The sequence below is a fragment of the Sphingobium yanoikuyae genome (assembly GCF_034424525.1).
In the GTDB taxonomy this organism is placed as follows: Bacteria; Pseudomonadota; Alphaproteobacteria; order Sphingomonadales; family Sphingomonadaceae; genus Sphingobium; species Sphingobium yanoikuyae.
The window spans coordinates 4,232,553-4,246,295 of record NZ_CP139979.1 but is presented as its reverse complement, the minus strand read 5'-3'; the positions used below and the strand labels follow the sequence as shown (position 1 = coordinate 4,246,295).

At 65.5% G+C, this 13,743-nt stretch carries 19 protein-coding genes; 15 read left to right on the top strand and 4 right to left on the bottom strand.

Annotated features, from left to right (window positions below):
• Positions 1-80 precede the first annotated feature (80 nt).
• The 5 genes from U0025_RS19625 to U0025_RS19605 all read left to right on the top strand — a co-directional run bounded on the left by U0025_RS19625 (position 81) and on the right by U0025_RS19605 (position 2,805).
• Positions 81-548 carry a PTS sugar transporter subunit IIA gene (locus U0025_RS19625; protein WP_004209197.1) on the top strand — a complete coding sequence of 156 codons (468 nt, stop codon included), beginning with the start codon at positions 81-83 and terminating at the stop codon, positions 546-548.
• Positions 508-1,005: a PaaI family thioesterase gene (locus tag U0025_RS19620; RefSeq protein ID WP_004209196.1), complete on the top strand. Its 498-nt coding sequence runs from the start codon at positions 508-510 to the stop codon at positions 1,003-1,005. Before U0025_RS19625 ends, U0025_RS19620 begins: the two co-directional genes overlap by 41 nt.
• Positions 998-1,348, top strand: coding sequence for a DUF1491 family protein (locus U0025_RS19615; RefSeq protein WP_004209195.1), 351 nt, complete (start codon positions 998-1,000; stop codon positions 1,346-1,348). The genes U0025_RS19620 and U0025_RS19615 overlap by 8 nt, the downstream gene beginning before the upstream one ends.
• Before the next feature lie 175 nt (positions 1,349-1,523).
• Positions 1,524-2,195 (top strand): cell wall hydrolase, encoded by a 672-nt coding sequence (locus U0025_RS19610; protein WP_004209194.1) that lies wholly within the window; start codon positions 1,524-1,526, stop codon positions 2,193-2,195.
• Between the two features lie 103 nt (positions 2,196-2,298).
• Positions 2,299-2,805: an MmcB family DNA repair protein gene (locus U0025_RS19605; RefSeq protein ID WP_004209193.1), complete on the top strand. Its 507-nt coding sequence runs from the start codon at positions 2,299-2,301 to the stop codon at positions 2,803-2,805.
• 39 nt (positions 2,806-2,844) lie between these two features.
• Here the strand turns inward: U0025_RS19605 and U0025_RS19600 are convergent, their stop codons facing one another.
• A complete protein-coding gene (locus U0025_RS19600) occupies positions 2,845-3,483 on the bottom strand; it encodes an ankyrin repeat domain-containing protein (protein ID WP_004209192.1) in 639 nt (212 codons plus the stop codon).
• A gap of 44 nt (positions 3,484-3,527) precedes the next feature.
• Between U0025_RS19600 and U0025_RS19595 the strand changes: the two genes are divergently transcribed.
• Genes U0025_RS19595 through U0025_RS19580 form a run of 4 tightly spaced genes read left to right on the top strand, consistent with a single transcriptional unit; the run spans position 3,528 to position 5,566 of the window.
• The gene (locus U0025_RS19595; RefSeq protein ID WP_037490681.1) at positions 3,528-4,181 is read left to right on the top strand and encodes an SCO family protein; all 654 of its coding nucleotides are present in this window, start codon (positions 3,528-3,530) and stop codon (positions 4,179-4,181) included.
• 3 nt (positions 4,182-4,184) lie between these two features.
• Positions 4,185-4,610 carry a YcgN family cysteine cluster protein gene (locus U0025_RS19590; RefSeq protein ID WP_004209190.1) on the top strand — a complete coding sequence of 142 codons (426 nt, stop codon included), beginning with the start codon at positions 4,185-4,187 and terminating at the stop codon, positions 4,608-4,610.
• Positions 4,567-5,301, top strand: a complete 735-nt coding sequence (locus tag U0025_RS19585) for a M48 family metallopeptidase (RefSeq protein WP_004209189.1) — start codon at positions 4,567-4,569, stop codon at positions 5,299-5,301. Before U0025_RS19590 ends, U0025_RS19585 begins: the two co-directional genes overlap by 44 nt.
• Positions 5,302-5,305: 4 nt before the next feature.
• Positions 5,306-5,566, top strand: coding sequence for a hypothetical protein (locus tag U0025_RS19580; RefSeq protein ID WP_004209188.1), 261 nt, complete (start codon positions 5,306-5,308; stop codon positions 5,564-5,566).
• Here U0025_RS19580 and trhO read toward each other — a convergent pair.
• A complete protein-coding gene (trhO, locus tag U0025_RS19575; RefSeq protein WP_004209187.1) occupies positions 5,563-6,387 on the bottom strand; it encodes an oxygen-dependent tRNA uridine(34) hydroxylase TrhO in 825 nt (274 codons plus the stop codon). The two genes, U0025_RS19580 and trhO, sit on opposite strands and share 4 nt — an antisense overlap.
• A gap of 65 nt (positions 6,388-6,452) precedes the next feature.
• On the opposite strand from trhO, the gene pdeM reads away from it, so the two are divergent.
• Both pdeM and U0025_RS19565 read left to right on the top strand, forming a co-directional pair.
• Positions 6,453-7,112, top strand: a complete 660-nt coding sequence (gene pdeM, locus U0025_RS19570; RefSeq protein ID WP_037490677.1) for a ligase-associated DNA damage response endonuclease PdeM — start codon at positions 6,453-6,455, stop codon at positions 7,110-7,112.
• 190 nt (positions 7,113-7,302) lie between these two features.
• The gene (locus tag U0025_RS19565) at positions 7,303-10,098 is read left to right on the top strand and encodes a TonB-dependent receptor (RefSeq protein ID WP_174320770.1); all 2,796 of its coding nucleotides are present in this window, start codon (positions 7,303-7,305) and stop codon (positions 10,096-10,098) included.
• Here U0025_RS19565 and U0025_RS19560 read toward each other — a convergent pair.
• Positions 10,076-10,810: a YggS family pyridoxal phosphate-dependent enzyme gene (locus U0025_RS19560; RefSeq protein ID WP_004209183.1), complete on the bottom strand. Its 735-nt coding sequence runs from the start codon at positions 10,808-10,810 to the stop codon at positions 10,076-10,078. The genes U0025_RS19565 and U0025_RS19560 overlap by 23 nt on opposite strands.
• 23 nt (positions 10,811-10,833) lie before the next feature.
• On the opposite strand from U0025_RS19560, the gene U0025_RS19555 reads away from it, so the two are divergent.
• From U0025_RS19555 to U0025_RS19545, 3 genes are all read left to right on the top strand, one after another.
• Positions 10,834-11,388 (top strand): thiamine phosphate synthase, encoded by a 555-nt coding sequence (locus U0025_RS19555; RefSeq protein WP_004209182.1) that lies wholly within the window; start codon positions 10,834-10,836, stop codon positions 11,386-11,388.
• Between the two features lie 96 nt (positions 11,389-11,484).
• Entirely contained in the window at positions 11,485-11,808 is a 324-nt protein-coding gene (locus U0025_RS19550; protein WP_004209181.1) for a carboxymuconolactone decarboxylase family protein, read from the top strand.
• A complete protein-coding gene (locus U0025_RS19545) occupies positions 11,795-12,214 on the top strand; it encodes a putative quinol monooxygenase (RefSeq protein WP_254792266.1) in 420 nt (139 codons plus the stop codon). The genes U0025_RS19550 and U0025_RS19545 overlap by 14 nt, the downstream gene beginning before the upstream one ends.
• 61 nt (positions 12,215-12,275) lie before the next feature.
• On the opposite strand, the gene U0025_RS19540 is transcribed toward U0025_RS19545, so the two are convergent.
• Positions 12,276-13,004, bottom strand: a complete 729-nt coding sequence (locus U0025_RS19540) for a hypothetical protein (protein ID WP_004209179.1) — start codon at positions 13,002-13,004, stop codon at positions 12,276-12,278.
• Between the two features lie 234 nt (positions 13,005-13,238).
• On the opposite strand from U0025_RS19540, the gene U0025_RS19535 reads away from it, so the two are divergent.
• Positions 13,239-13,685 (top strand): DUF3576 domain-containing protein, encoded by a 447-nt coding sequence (locus U0025_RS19535; protein WP_004209178.1) that lies wholly within the window; start codon positions 13,239-13,241, stop codon positions 13,683-13,685.
• Positions 13,686-13,743: the final 58 nt, after the last annotated feature.

Below are 13,743 nucleotides of genomic sequence, written 5' to 3'. Positions count from 1 at the left end.
GGGGCCGGGCTTTAGTTTCTCCGAGCAACGCGCATTTTTTTCGACAGGCTGGGCGCGCCTCGGCTGCCCCCGGAAGTAAAATGGTGCATTTCAACGATATTGTCTCGCCGGACGCGCTGGCCACCGAGGTGACTGTGAACGGCAAGAAGATGCTGTTCCAGAAGATCGCGGCTCTTGCCGCGCAATCCTATGGCGTGGATGCCGAAGCGGCCGCCGATGCGCTGCTGGAGCGCGAGCGTCTGGGCTCCACCGGTTTCGGTGGCGGCGTTGCCATTCCCCATGCCAAGCTGCCGGGCCTCGATCGCATGTGCGGCGTGGTCGTGCTGCTCGATCCGCCGGCGCCGTTCGACGCGGTCGATGATGCGCCGGTCGATATCGTGTTCGCGCTGCTGTCGCCGCAGGACAGCGGCGCCGAGCATCTCAAGACGCTGGCGCGTGTGTCCCGCTATCTGCGCGACGAGGCGCAGGTGACGCGCCTGCGCGGTGCCAAGTCGGCCGAGGCGCTGCATGCGCTGCTGGCCGGTGGTGAGGCGCGTGACGCCGCCTGAGGCCGCCGCGCTCGCCAGTGGCGAGGCGGCGCATTTTCGCGCGCTGGAGCATCTCTACAACAGCGCGCCGATCAACGACCTGTTCCTGTCGACCCTGCGCGTGCCGGAACCCGGCCGGTCGGTGATCGATTTCGAGGTCGACGAGCGGCATTTCCATGCCGCCGGCGCGGTGCATGGCACCGTCTATTTCAAGATGCTGGACGATGCGGCCTTCTATGCCGCTAACAGTCTGGTCAGCGATCGTTTCCTGCTGACCACCGCCTTCAACCTGCTGTTCACCCGGCCGATCGGTCCCGGAAAGCTGCGCGCCGAGGGGCGCTGGATCAGCGGCAAGCGCCGTGTCTATGTCGCCGAGGCGAGCATCCTCGATTCGGACGGGGAAGAGGTGGGCCGGGGCACCGGCACCTTCATGCGATCGCAGATTCCGCTGTCATCGCTGCCGGGATATCATGGCTGAGGACAGTCCGGCCGCGCGGCTGACCAGCGCGATGCTGGTCGGCGCGCTGGTGAAGCGGGTGAATGCCGCCGGCGGATTTGCCATGATCCTGGCCAAGGGCGATGCAATGAGCGGCGTCATCCTGGTCCAGGTGATGGACAAGGGGCGGGAATCCGCAATTTTCGAACGGGTATCGAACTTTCGCGGCGGCCATGCATTGATGCGCTGTGGACCCCCTGCGGAAGAGGGGCCTGAGGCGTTCGCCGCCTATGCCGAACGCCGGCGCAGATCGGACCCCGACCTGTGGCTGGTGGAGCTTGATATCGCGGATGCGGAACGGTTCGCCGCTGAAACGATCTGCTGATCGTTGACTCCTTGCACGCGCGCGGGCAATGGCGGCCAACGCTGAACGCGCAGGTTGCCTGCATTCGTCCATGGGGGGCGGGCCGGTAAACACGCAGACGGGGGGCGGCCGAACGTCACAGAATATCGGTTACAATCGACGTTTCTGGCCAATAACCGCACGATTTTGAGCAATAATGAGTTTTCGTCTGAAGGCCGCGATCATCGCGGCATTTACGCTGTCGGCCGCTGCGGCTGTTACGGCGTCGGACATGTCGAGCGCCAGCGAGGCCTCCCTGTCCACGGTTTCCCTGCCGGAAACCGCCGCGCTGACTAGCGCACCCACGGCCGGCACCAAGCCCGCCGTCGTTTTCGCTGCGCCGCAGGAAGTCGCGCAGTCGCTGGATTCCGGCTCCAAGGCTGGCAGCAATTTTTCGACCGATATCGAGCCCAAGGCCGAGACCCTGGCAGCCCTGGTTGATGCGCAAGGCGCTCCCGAGGATGTCGAAGGCGACATGAAGTGCCTGGCCGGTGCGGTCTATTTCGAATCCAAGGGTGAAACGCTGGAGGGCCAGCTGGCCGTTGCTCGCGTCATCATCAACCGCGCCAAGTCGGGCCGCTTCGCCAGCAGCCTGTGCGGCGTCATCTATCAGCCGAGCCAGTTCAGCTTCGTGCGTGGTCACGGCATGCCGCCGATCAACATCGCCAGCGATTCCTGGCGCGAGGCGGTTGCGATCGCGCAGATCGCCCTCGACGACAGCTGGGACAGCCAGGCCGAAGGCGCACTGTTCTTCCATGCCCGCCGCGTGTCGCCGGGCTGGGGCAAGACCAAGCTGGCGTCGATCGACAATCACGTCTTCTATCGCTGATCCGCGCTCACCGCGCGACAGTGACGCCCTTTTGAAGGCCGGTTCGGACCCCATGTCCGAATCGGTCTTTTCTTTTGTTCCCTTCCTGTTCTAATCTGGTGCCATGACCATCCAAGACGCCGCCCAAGACGCCGATCGCTGTTCACCGCTGACCGACGGGACCGCGCTGGCGGTTGCGCGCGGCACGCTGCGCCTGTTCCACCGCCATGACATGAACGGCATATTGGAAGTGCCGCTGCCCAATGGCCGGCGGGCCGACATCATGGCGATCGACAGCGCCGGGCGCCTGACCATCGTCGAGATCAAGTGCAGCCGGGCGGACCTGCTGGGCGACATGAAATGGCCGGATTATTTCGACTATTGCGACCGCTATTTCTGGGCGGTGCCATCGGGCTTCGACACCGGCCTGTTCGACAGCGAGGCGCTGTGGCCGACGCGCACCGGCCTGATCGTCGCCGACCAATATGATGCCGAACTGGTGCGCGCCGCGCCGTTCGAGCCGCTGGCCGCCGCCCGGCGCAAGGCAGAGACGCTGCGCTTTGCCCGCCGCGCCGCTCGCCGCCTGTCGGCGCTGGCCGACCCGGATTATGCGGCGGAATTGGGCTGGTAAGGGTTAAAGAAAAGGGCGGTCAGGCCGCCCTTTTTCATATCAGAAAACCGGACCCTGGACCGGGCCCTTGGGCGCTGCGGCGTTGGCCTTGGCGGAATCGAGCGCTTCGACCAGACCGGGGGTGCGGCTGTCGCGTTCGGCATAGTCGCGGGCGGACATGCCGGCGATCGTGTCGCGCTTGTCCGCATTGGCGCCCTGCGCCACCAGCAGGCGGACCAGGCCGATGTCGCGCAGCTGCACCGCACGGATCAATGCGGTCTCGCCGCTGCCATTGGTCTTGTCGACCTGGGCACCGCGGGCGAGCAGCAGGCGCACGCCTTCCTCGTACCGGTTCTGCACGGCGAGCAGCAGCGGCGTGGTGCCATTATTGTCGGCCAGGTTCGGATTGGCGCCCTTCGACAGCATGAAGTTGAGCCATGTCGTGTCACGGCGGCCGATGACGATGTGCAGCGCGGTTTCGCCGGTGGTGACGTCACGGCTGTTGATGACGGTCGAACCCGGCTTCTGCAGCAGGTCGGTCGCCTTTTCGCCGTCGGCGTCCTTCACCGCCTTGAGGAAGTTGTAATTGTTGGAAAACTGGGCCTGGGCCGCAACCGGGGCCATCAGTGCCAGGGTGATGGCGGCAGGCCGCGCCAGAAACAGCCAGGTGGAAAGTCCGCTCTTCATCCCAATCTTCATCGTCGCGCGCCCCGTTCGATTTGCAAATCGGCCCATAGCAAGGCATGGCAGGCGACACCATGAACAAAGCGCTGATCTCGCTCGCCCTGCCGCTTCTGGCCTTGCTGACGGCATGCAATATGGGGGCTGGCGGCAATGCATCAAGCGGCGAGAGCGAGCAGGGCAATCTGGTCGGTGCGCGCATCGGTGCGCCCTTCACCCTGACCGACCAGGATGGCAAGACCGTGCATTGGGACGATTATAAGGGCCAGTATCGGATCGTCTATTTCGGCTATACCTATTGCCCGGATGTCTGCCCGGTCGATCTGCAGCGGATCATGCAGGCGTTCAGTGCCTTCGAGAAGGCAGCGCCCGCCCGCGCCGCGAAGGTGCAGCCGATCTTTATCAGTGTGGACCCGAAGCGGGACACGCCGGCGGTGCTGAAAACCTATGTCGCGGCCTTCCACCCGCGCCTCGTCGGCCTGACCGGCACGCCGGAACAGATCGCAAAGGTGGCCAAGGACTTCGTCGTCCTCTACAATGCGGAAAAGCCGGAAGGGGCGAGCGACTATCTGGTCAGCCACAGCCGCACGCCCTATCTGTTCGGGCCGGACGGCAAGCCGATCGCGCTGGTGCCGGTGGATGATCCGGGCACGCCGGACGTGGACGAGGGTGCGCCGGATATCGTGCGCGCCTTTCTCGAAAAATGGATCAAGTGACATTTGGACTTCTGGGACAAGCCCCTCGACAAGCTGAACCGCGCCGAATGGGAAGCGCTGTGCGACGGTTGCGGCAAATGCTGCCTGCACAAGGCGGAGGATGAGGACACGGGCCGCATCTATCCGACCAATGTCGCCTGCCGCCTGCTCGACCGGCATAGCGGCCAATGCACCAACTATCCCGACCGGCGGCGGTTCGTGCCCGATTGCGTGCGGCTGACCCCGGCCAAGGTGAAGCAGATCAGCTGGCTGCCGCGCACCTGTGCCTATCGGCTGCGCGAGGCGGGGCTGCCGCTGCCCGACTGGCATTATCTGGTCTGCGGCGATCGCGAGGCGGTGCATCGGGCCAAGGAATCCGTGCGCGGCTGGACCGTGGCGGAGGCCGATGCGGGCGATTGGGAACATCATCTTGTCGACCGAGAGCTCTGAGGCAGAAATCCTGATCGATGGCGTCGCCATGCCGGTGCGGGTGCGCCGGTCGGCGCGGGCGCGCGCCTACAAGCTGACGATCGACGGGCTGCGTGGCGAATTGCGCCTGTCGCTGCCGGCGCGGGCAAACCTCAAGCGCGCGCTGGGCTGGGCGCAGGGGCATGAGGATTGGGTCCGGGCGCAGATGGCGGTGACGCCGGCGGTGACGCTGCTGGGCGATGGCGCGACCTTCCCGCTGGAAGGGCGCGAGGTGCGCATCTGCTGGATCGCGGGGGCGACCCGGACGATCCGGCTGGAGGGCGACCGGCTGATCCTGGGCGGAGCCGCGGAATCGGTCGGTGCGCGGGTGCTGCGCTGGCTCAAGACGCGGGCGAAGGCCGTGCTGGAGGCGGAGACGCTGGCGATGGCGCAGGATCATGGCCTGATCGTCGCCTCGGTCGGCACCGGGGATACGCGGAGCCGCTGGGGCAGTTGCACGTCGAGCGGGGCGATCCGCTATAGCTGGCGGCTGATCCTGGCGCCGGCCTGGGTGCGGCGTTCGACCGTGGCGCATGAGCTGGCGCATCTGCTGCACATGGACCATAGCCCCGCCTTCCACGCCGCCCATGCGCGCATCTATGGCGAGGATCCGCGCCCGGCGCGCGCCTGGCTGAAGGCGCATGGGGCGGGCCTGCACCGCTATCAGGCCTGAACCGATGGCGCGCCGGAAACGCTATCTGACCGCCACCATGCCGGATGGCTATGTGAAGAAGATCGGGCCGACCGCCGACCCCTTCACCCATTATTGGCGGATCGTCGCCATATTGGAAAATGGCAAGACCGAAGTGTTCTGGGGCCATACCCGCTCGCTGGCCGAGGCGAAGAAGAAGCGCGCGGCCGCGCCCGATGGCGCACGGATGCGCGGCTGGACATCCTATCAGTTCGAGATGGTCGAACTGGTGGAAAGCGCGGACTAGCCCCGATGCGGCCAGGCGCCGTCGGCGTCGCCGCCGGGGCAGTCATGGTCGGTATCGCGCGGATAGGGCAGGCCACAGGCGCTGCAGGTGGCATAATGGCCCTGTTTCAGGCCGTGGCCGACCGCAACCCGCTCGTCGAAGACATAGCAGTCGCCCTGCCAGCGGCTTTGCGCCTGTGGCATTTCCTCCAGATAGCGCAGGATCCCGCCCTTGAGGTGATAGACTTCGTCAAAGCCGCGCGCCTTGACCAGCGCGGTCGATTTTTCGCAGCGGATGCCGCCGGTGCAGAACATCGCGATCTTGGGGCTGCGGCCTTCGTCGCGCAGCTTGGCGGCGAAATCGTCGAACCAGGCGGGAAATTCGCGGAAGGAGCGGGTGGCCGGATCGATCGCATTCTCGAACGTGCCGACCGCGACCTCATAGGCGTTGCGCGTGTCGATGATGACGGTGTCGGGATCGGCGATCAGCGCATTCCAGTCCGTAGGATCGAGATGCACGCCGGCCTGATGGGCGGGGTCCAGGTCGCCCGCGCCCAGGGTCACGATCTCCGCCTTCACCTTGACCTTCATCTTGCCGAAGGGCGCGCTGTCGGCGGTCGCATATTTGACGTCGACATCGGCGCAGCCGGGCAGGGCGCGGATATGGGCGACCAGCCGCTCGATCGCGTCGGCCGTGCCGGCGACCGTGCCGTTGATGCCCTCGCGCGCCAGGATCAGCGTGCCGCAGGTGCCGAGATCGGCGCACAGCAGGCGCAGATCGGCGGCTGTTGCCTGCGGGTCGGCGAAGGTGGCGAAACGGTAGAGGGCTGCGACGGTGAACATGGGGAGCCCTATAGGCGCTGGCGCGCATACTTGAAAGCCGGGCGAAGAGGGCGCATAGCCGGGCGATGGTTCCCCTTTCGTTCGCAGGTCATGATTTCCTGGCTTTGCCGGAGGCGGCGTTGTTCTGGCCGGCGCAGGGCGCTCTGCTGGTGGCCGACCTGCATTTCGAGAAGGCGAGCTGGTATGCGCGCTTCGGCCAGTTCCTGCCGCCGCACGACAGCGCGGCGACGCTGGACATGATCGAGGCACTGGCGGCGCGCACCGGCGCGCGGGCGATCTGGTCGCTGGGCGACAGTTTCCACGATGCCGATGGCGCGGCGCGGCTGGACCCGCGGGCGCGGGCGCGATTGCAGGCGCTGACCGAACGGCTCGACTGGCTGTGGATAACTGGCAATCATGACGTCGGCGTGGCGCAGATGCCGGGCGGACGCCGCGCGGTGGAGGCGGAGGTGGACGGCGTCTGGCTGCGGCATGAAGCCGACCCGGCCGATCCCCGGCCGGAGATATCGGGCCATTTCCACCCCAAGCTGCGCCTGTCGCTGCGCGGCCGGCATGTATCGCGCCGCTGCTTCGTCGGATCGCCGACCAAGCTGATCCTGCCGGCGCTGGGTGCGCTGACCGGCGGGCTGGATGCAGGCCATGGCGAGATACAAAAGGCCGTCGGGCCGGGTGCAATGGCGTTGATACCCGTTTCCGACCGATTGCTGCGCTTTCCGCTGACGTAAGCAAACGCTACGGAAACCGGGCGTTAAATTGTTGCTGCTAGGCAACAGGGCCATGCAGCCATCATCACGCAACTGCGGAAAAAGCCCGGAATCACGCGATATATTGCGTTATTCCGACTGTGGCAGCATAATCGCGCATAGTCCCGACCCGGCAAAAAGCCAGGCGGGCCAGGAGAGGATGCACATCATGATGCACAAGAGCCTTTGGCTGCTGTCCGCCGGTGCCGTCGCGCTGGTGGGCGCCATACCGCTTGCCCATGCCCAGGATGCCGCGCCGCAGGCGGCGGTGGACACCGAAAGCGTCGACATCATCGTCACCGCGACCCGCCGCGCCAGCCCGTTGTCCGACGTGCCGATCGCGGTGTCGGCGGTCGGCCAGCAGGCGATGCAGAATAGCGGCGCCAACGATATTCGCGCGCTCAACCAGCTGGCGCCGTCCCTGCTGGTCTCTTCGACCGGGACGGAGGCCAATGGTTCGGCCCGCATTCGCGGCATCGGCACGGTCGGCGACAATCCCGGCCTGGAAAGCTCGGTCGCGGTGTTCATCGACGGCGTCTATCGTTCGCGCACCGGCGCGGGCCTCAATGATCTGGGCGAGATCGAGCGGGTCGAGGTGCTGCGCGGGCCGCAGGGTACGTTGTTCGGCCGCAATGCGTCGGCCGGCCTGATCAACATCGTCAGCAAGGCGCCGGAATTCACCCTGGGCGGCATGGCCGAGGCGACCTATGGCAATTATGATTATTGGCGCCTGGCCGGGCGCATCACCGGCCCGATCGCCAAGGGGATTGCGCTGAGCCTGGACGGCGTCTGGTCGAAGCGCGACGGTTTCTATGATCTGGTCGATGCCAGCGGCAACAAGGTCGGCGATACCAATGATCGCGACCGCTATTTCCTGCGCGGTCAGGCGTTGATCGAACCCAGTGATGCCCTGTCGATCCGGCTGATCGGCGATTATACCAATCGCGACGAAAGCTGCTGCGGCGCGGCCTATGTCGAGACGCGCGAACGGCGGCCGGCGACCGGCGGCGGCTATAGCACGGCGCCGTTCAACCGCATCGGCGCGATCCTGGCCGGGCAGGGCAGCGTCTTCCCCGCCGATCCCTATGATCGCGAGCTGACCATCACCGAAGGGCGCGACTATGTCAGCAAGCTCAAGGACTGGGGCGTGTCGGGCGAGATCAACTATGATCTGGGCGGCGCGAAACTGACCAGCATCACCGCCTATCGCGACTATAAATCCCGCGACTATGGCGATTATGACTATTCGGGCGCCGACCTTCTCTATCGCGATCCCAACACCTATCGCCAGTTCAAGACCTTCACCCAGGAATTGCGGGCGCAGGGTTCGGCCTTCAACGAGGCGCTCGACTGGCTGGTGGGCGGCTATTACGCCAATGAGAAGCTGACGCTGGAAGATAATATCCGCTTTGGCGCCGATTATGGCCGCTTTGCTGCCTGCCGCCTGATGGCGGGCGCGGGCGTCAACAGCAACTTCACCGCAGCACAACTGGCGGCCTGCGGCAGCGGTCTTGCCACGTCGGCGCTGATCGGCGGCACGCAGGCGAACCTCAACGCCGGCCTGACCGCCGCGCTGATCAATGCCGGGTTGCCGGCCGGCGTCGCGGCGGCGCAGGCGGGGGCGATCTCCACCGGCCTTGGCAACGGCCTGCGCGCGCTGGCGGCGATCCCGGAAGGCACCGGTGACGTTGCCTCCATCTATCGCCAGAAGAGCGAGAATTGGGCGCTCTTCACCCATAATATCATCCACATCACCAAGCGGCTCGATCTGACCCTGGGCCTGCGCTACACCCATGAATCGAAGAAATTCTCTTCGGATTTCAATAACAACAACGCGACCTGCGCGGCGTTGCAGGCCTCTTCGCTGCCGACGCTGGCGACCAATGCGTCGCTGGGCAGTGCGGCGGCGCTGGCGGGCGGCATCCTGACGCTCGGCTGCCTTGGCAATGGCTCGACGACGCTCAATGCGCTCGATCTCAACGACAAGATCAGCGACGGAGAGTTTAGCGGCACGGCGGTGCTGTCGTGGAAGCCGATCGACGAGATGCTGGTCTATGGCAGCTATTCCAAGGGCTATAAGGCGGGCGGCTTCAACCTCGACCGCTTCCAGCTGGGATCGACCGGCCTGAACAGCGTGCCGGCGGTCTATGCGCCGCGCACCAATGCCGATGTGACGAGCCTGCGCTTTGCCGCGGAGAAGGTCGATGCCTTTGAAATCGGCCTTAAATATACTCAGCCGAAATGGAGCGCGAACATCGCGGCCTTCCGTCAGGAGTTCAAGAATTTCCAGCTGAACACCTTCAACGGCACCAGCTTCGTCGTGCAGAATATCAATGGCTGTGACAGCGCCCTGTCGGCGGCGCGGACCTGCGATTCCGGCGATGTCGGGCCGGGCCTGATCAGCCAGGGCGTGGAATTGGAACTGACCGCTTCACCGGTGCGCCATTTCCGCCTGACCGGCGGCCTGACCTATGCACGGGCGAAATTCGCCAAGCGGCTGGTCGGCAGCGGCGATGGCAGCGTGCCGCTCGATCCGGCACTGTTCCTGCTGCCGGGATCGATCAACAGCAATGCGCCGCAACTGGTGACGACCGCGAGCATGGCCTGGACCCCCGATATCGGGTCGAACGGCCTGTCCGCGCTCTTCTACATCGATGGCCGCATGATGAGCGATTATAATACCGGGTCCGACCTGTTCCCGGAAAAGGCGCAGGACGGCTTTGCGGTGTTCAACGCGCGCGTCGGTCTGCGGGGCAAGGACCAGCGCTGGGCGGTCGAATTCTGGGGCCAGAATATCTTCAACCAGGATTATACCCAGGTCGCCTTCAGCAGCCCGCTCCAGTCGAGCAGCCCGGCGACATCGACCACCGGGCAGTTCGCGCAAGGGGCGCCGATGGCGAACCAGCTCATCTCCGCCTATCTGGCCGAACCCCGCACCTATGGCATTACCTTGCGGGGGCGTTTTTGATCATCCCCAGGCCGCTCCGGGGAACGGGGCGGCTGACGGGGGCGCGTTCGCCGAACAGGGCGGTGCCCACGCGAATGTCGGTGGCGCCCAGCATCAGGGCGGTTTCGAAATCGCCCGACATGCCCATCGACAGGCGCGGGAGGCCCTCTTCCCGCGCCATTTTCGCGAGCAGGGCAAAATAGGGGGCGGGCTCCATATCGGCCGGCGGCACGCACATCAGGCCGAGCAGCGGGATGTCGGCGTCGCGCGCGGCGGCGATCAGCGCCGGGACATCGGCGATCGGACAGCCGCCCTTCTGTTCCTCGGCACCGATATTCACCTGGATGAAGCAGGGCAGGCGCTTGCCCGCGGCGTCCATCGCCTTGGCGAGCGCGGTCAGCAGCGAGAGGCGATCGAGCGAATGGATGACGTCGAACAGGGCGACGGCATCGGCCGCCTTGTTCGATTGCAACTGGCCGACCAGATGCAGGGTCAGATCCGAAAATTGCTCGCGCAGGGCGGGCCATTTGTCCTGGCTTTCCTGGACGCGGTTTTCGCCGAAGACGCGCTGGCCGGCGTGGATCAGCGGAAGGATCGCTTCGGCCGGCTGGGTCTTGGACACGGCGATCAGGTTGATGTCATCAGCGCTGCGCTGGGTCAGGCGGGCGGCGCGGTCGATCTGGTCGCGCAGGGTGGCGAGGCGGGCCGCAGCTTCGGGGATGTCGGTGGTCATGGCGGCTGCTATAGGCGATGGCCATGCACGCCCGCCACCGCAAAAAGCTGCCCGGCCTCTGGCTGATGACCGATGAGCGGGTGGAGGATGCGTCGTTGCTGGCGGCGGCGGCGCGCTTGCCATGCGGGCGCGCGGGAATCGTCTTTCGCCATTATCATACCGAAGCGGTGAAACGACGCGCGCTGTTCGAGGCGTTGCGGGCGATTGCGCGGCAGCGGCGGCTGGTGCTGATGCTGGCGGGGGACGCGCGGACGGCGGCGGCCTGGCGCGCGGATGGCTGGCATGGGCGGGATGGGTCGAAAAATTTCCACAGACTTATCCACAGCCTGGCGGCGCATGACCGGCGGGAGGTCGTGGTGGCACGGTCGGCTGACCTGGTCTTCCTGTCGCCGCTGTTCCCGACCCGGTCGCATCCCGGCGCCGGGGCGCTGGGGCGGATCGGTTTTGCGGCGCTCGCGCGGCAGGCGAAGGCCCCCGTGATCGCGCTGGGCGGGGTCAGGGTAAAGCACCGGCATATGCTGCGCGGGATCGGCGCGGCGGGCTGGGCGGCGATCGATGGATTGACCGATGATATATGAATCCGGGTCATGGGGCCTAGCGCGGATACGGGCCTAATAGCCTGTGGATAAGTCGGGTAGGTTGGAGAGACGCCGTCCATTTTGCGGAGACCCAACATGACCGAACCCACTGACGCGCGCCGATCCTTTGGCGATCTGGCGCCTCATCTGGCGGAAATGACCGACAAGACCCTGTTCGGCGAAGTCTGGGCCGATCCGGCACTGTCGCCGCGCGACCGCAGCCTCATCACCATCACCAGCCTCATCTCGCTCTATCGCGGCAATGAGCTGCCCTTTCACCTGCAGCGGGCACTGGACAATGGGCTGACGCGCGAGGAGATCATCGCGACCATCACCCATCTGGCCTTCTATGCCGGCTGGCCGCCGGCGATGACGGCGCTGGGGATCGCCCGTAAGCTGTTCGACGATGCGCAGGGGTAAGGCGGCGATGGGCGCATTGACGCTGGCCGCCTTCATGCTGGGCGTCGGGGCCGGGCGGCAGGCGAGGGCGCAGGCCGCCCCGGATAGGCCGATCGTGCGGATCGCGGAGCTGGAGATCGATCCGGCGCAGATCGAGCAGTATAAGGCCTATCTGCGCGAGGAGATTGCCGCATCGGTGGCGCAGGAGCCGGGCGTGCTGTCGCTGTCGGCGGTGGCGATCGCCGGGAAGCCTGCCAGCATCCGCCTGCTGGAAGTCTATGCCAGTAACGCGGCCTATCAGGCGCATCTCAAGACACCGCATTTCCTGAAATATAAGCAGGGCACCGCCGACATGGTGCAGTCATTGCGCCTGATCGAGACGGAGCCGGTCATGCTCTGCGCCAAGGGTGGCGGCAGTTACTGTTGACGCGTTGGAGCGATCGGCATCAGGCGATGCCTATCGTCCGTATCCCTGCCTTTTCAGGCGATCAGAATTTGAAGATGGTGCCCAGATAGACGGCCTGGTTGTCCTGGCGCTCGTCGGTCATCGGGGTCAGGCGGCCGGCCACGCTGTTGTTGTAGCGGATGCCCGCCGTCACGTTCAGGTTGCGGGTCAGCGAATAGGAGCTGGCCAGATCCAGCGAATAATCCTTGTCCGCGCTCGGGTTGCGGACGGTCGCCGTCGGCTCGCGACGGCTTTCCAACAGCACCTTGGTGCTGAAGCGATCCTTCTTGCCGTCATCCAGCGAGAAATTCTTCGCATCGACCATGGTTTCGACCGGCACCGGGTCCAGCGCCTTGCGGCCGGTATTTTCCGGCAGGGCGAACTTGCGCCAGCCATGCTCGCCGTTCAGGCTGAAGCTGACGGGCGCGATGTTGACCGGCACCACCGAGCGGTTGGCGGCAACGCGATCGACGTCGCTGGCGCGGACCATGACGGTGATCGAGCGCTGGCCGCTGAGCGAACCGCTGGTCGGCGTGAAGCGGAAATTCTGGCGACCGGCCGAGGCGGCGATCTTCGCATAGGCCGCAGCCAGGCGCGAATCCTTGGTCGTGGGGGTGAAGGAGGAAATGCTGCCCAGCGCGCCGAGCGACACCGGGGCTTCCTCACGCATGCGGACGAGATCGGTTGCGGCGCCAAAAGCGGGCGACAGCATGAAGCCAGCAACGGCGATCGCCGAGCCTGCCAATGCCAAATGTCCCCGTTTCACGCGCATGATTCGAATCTCTTCCCCACCGGTTATTTTTCAAGACGCATTAGACACCAAAAAGCGCCATTGACCAGAGGCGCTATCCGCTTTTTGTCTGAGCTGTTGCACAGAGCACACAGACTCCGAGGACGGGTTGCGACGATCCGTGGCGTGTCGGACCCGCGCGCCCCCTTGCCCAATGGCGCGCGTCGACTATAGAAGCGGGGCGTTTTTCGTCTTTTTCAAGCTAGGACATGCCTGATGGTCCGTCGCCTTCCCGTTACCCTTTCCTCCGGTCTTCTGCTGGCTGCGCTCCTGCCGCTTGCCGCATGCGGGGGCGGCGCGAAGGAACGGCCCAAGGCCGATCTGGCCGCGTCGAAGGTCACCACCATCGGCGTCAACGCCTATCTGTGGCGCGCCAGCCTGGACACGCTGTCCTTCATGCCGATGGTGCAGACCGATTCCAACGGCGGCGTCATCGTCACCGACTGGTATACCAATCCCAACACGCCGAGTGAGCGGATGAAGGTCACCGTGTCGATCCTGGACCAGGATCTGCGCGCCGACGCGCTGCGCGTGGCCGCCAGCCGTCAGGTCAACCAGAATGGCCAGTGGGTCGATGCCCCGGTGCAGGCCGCGACGGTGCAGAAGCTGGAAGAGATCATCCTGACCAAGGCGCGCGACCTGCGCCGCATGGCGATCGGCTGAACCACCCCTTTCGGGCGCGACTGATACGGTAACGCCCTGTTTTCAAACCATCGGGGCT

Excerpts from the sequence above, each read along its gene's own strand:
- U0025_RS19610 (WP_004209194.1), top strand. The coding sequence starts at position 1,524 with ATGAGTTTTCGTCTGAAGGCCGCGATCATCGCGGCATTTACGCTGTCG.
- U0025_RS19605 (WP_004209193.1), top strand. The coding sequence starts at position 2,299 with ATGACCATCCAAGACGCCGCCCAAGACGCCGATCGCTGTTCACCGCTG.
- U0025_RS19535 (WP_004209178.1), top strand. The coding sequence starts at position 13,239 with ATGGTCCGTCGCCTTCCCGTTACCCTTTCCTCCGGTCTTCTGCTGGCT.
- U0025_RS19560 (WP_004209183.1), bottom strand. The coding sequence starts at position 10,810 with ATGACCACCGACATCCCCGAAGCTGCGGCCCGCCTCGCCACCCTGCGC.
- U0025_RS19540 (WP_004209179.1), bottom strand. The coding sequence starts at position 13,004 with ATGCGCGTGAAACGGGGACATTTGGCATTGGCAGGCTCGGCGATCGCC.
- pdeM (WP_037490677.1), top strand. The coding sequence starts at position 6,453 with ATGGTTCCCCTTTCGTTCGCAGGTCATGATTTCCTGGCTTTGCCGGAG.
- U0025_RS19600 (WP_004209192.1), bottom strand. The coding sequence starts at position 3,483 with ATGAAGATTGGGATGAAGAGCGGACTTTCCACCTGGCTGTTTCTGGCG.
- U0025_RS19625 (WP_004209197.1), top strand. The coding sequence starts at position 81 with ATGGTGCATTTCAACGATATTGTCTCGCCGGACGCGCTGGCCACCGAG.
- trhO (WP_004209187.1), bottom strand. The coding sequence starts at position 6,387 with ATGTTCACCGTCGCAGCCCTCTACCGTTTCGCCACCTTCGCCGACCCG.
- U0025_RS19615 (WP_004209195.1), top strand. The coding sequence starts at position 998 with ATGGCTGAGGACAGTCCGGCCGCGCGGCTGACCAGCGCGATGCTGGTC.
- U0025_RS19550 (WP_004209181.1), top strand. The coding sequence starts at position 11,485 with ATGACCGAACCCACTGACGCGCGCCGATCCTTTGGCGATCTGGCGCCT.
- U0025_RS19545 (WP_254792266.1), top strand. The coding sequence starts at position 11,795 with ATGCGCAGGGGTAAGGCGGCGATGGGCGCATTGACGCTGGCCGCCTTC.
- U0025_RS19580 (WP_004209188.1), top strand. The coding sequence starts at position 5,306 with ATGGCGCGCCGGAAACGCTATCTGACCGCCACCATGCCGGATGGCTAT.
- U0025_RS19595 (WP_037490681.1), top strand. The coding sequence starts at position 3,528 with ATGGCAGGCGACACCATGAACAAAGCGCTGATCTCGCTCGCCCTGCCG.
- U0025_RS19585 (WP_004209189.1), top strand. The coding sequence starts at position 4,567 with ATGCGGGCGATTGGGAACATCATCTTGTCGACCGAGAGCTCTGAGGCA.
- U0025_RS19620 (WP_004209196.1), top strand. The coding sequence starts at position 508 with ATGCGCTGCTGGCCGGTGGTGAGGCGCGTGACGCCGCCTGAGGCCGCC.
- U0025_RS19565 (WP_174320770.1), top strand. The coding sequence starts at position 7,303 with ATGCACAAGAGCCTTTGGCTGCTGTCCGCCGGTGCCGTCGCGCTGGTG.
- U0025_RS19555 (WP_004209182.1), top strand. The coding sequence starts at position 10,834 with ATGCACGCCCGCCACCGCAAAAAGCTGCCCGGCCTCTGGCTGATGACC.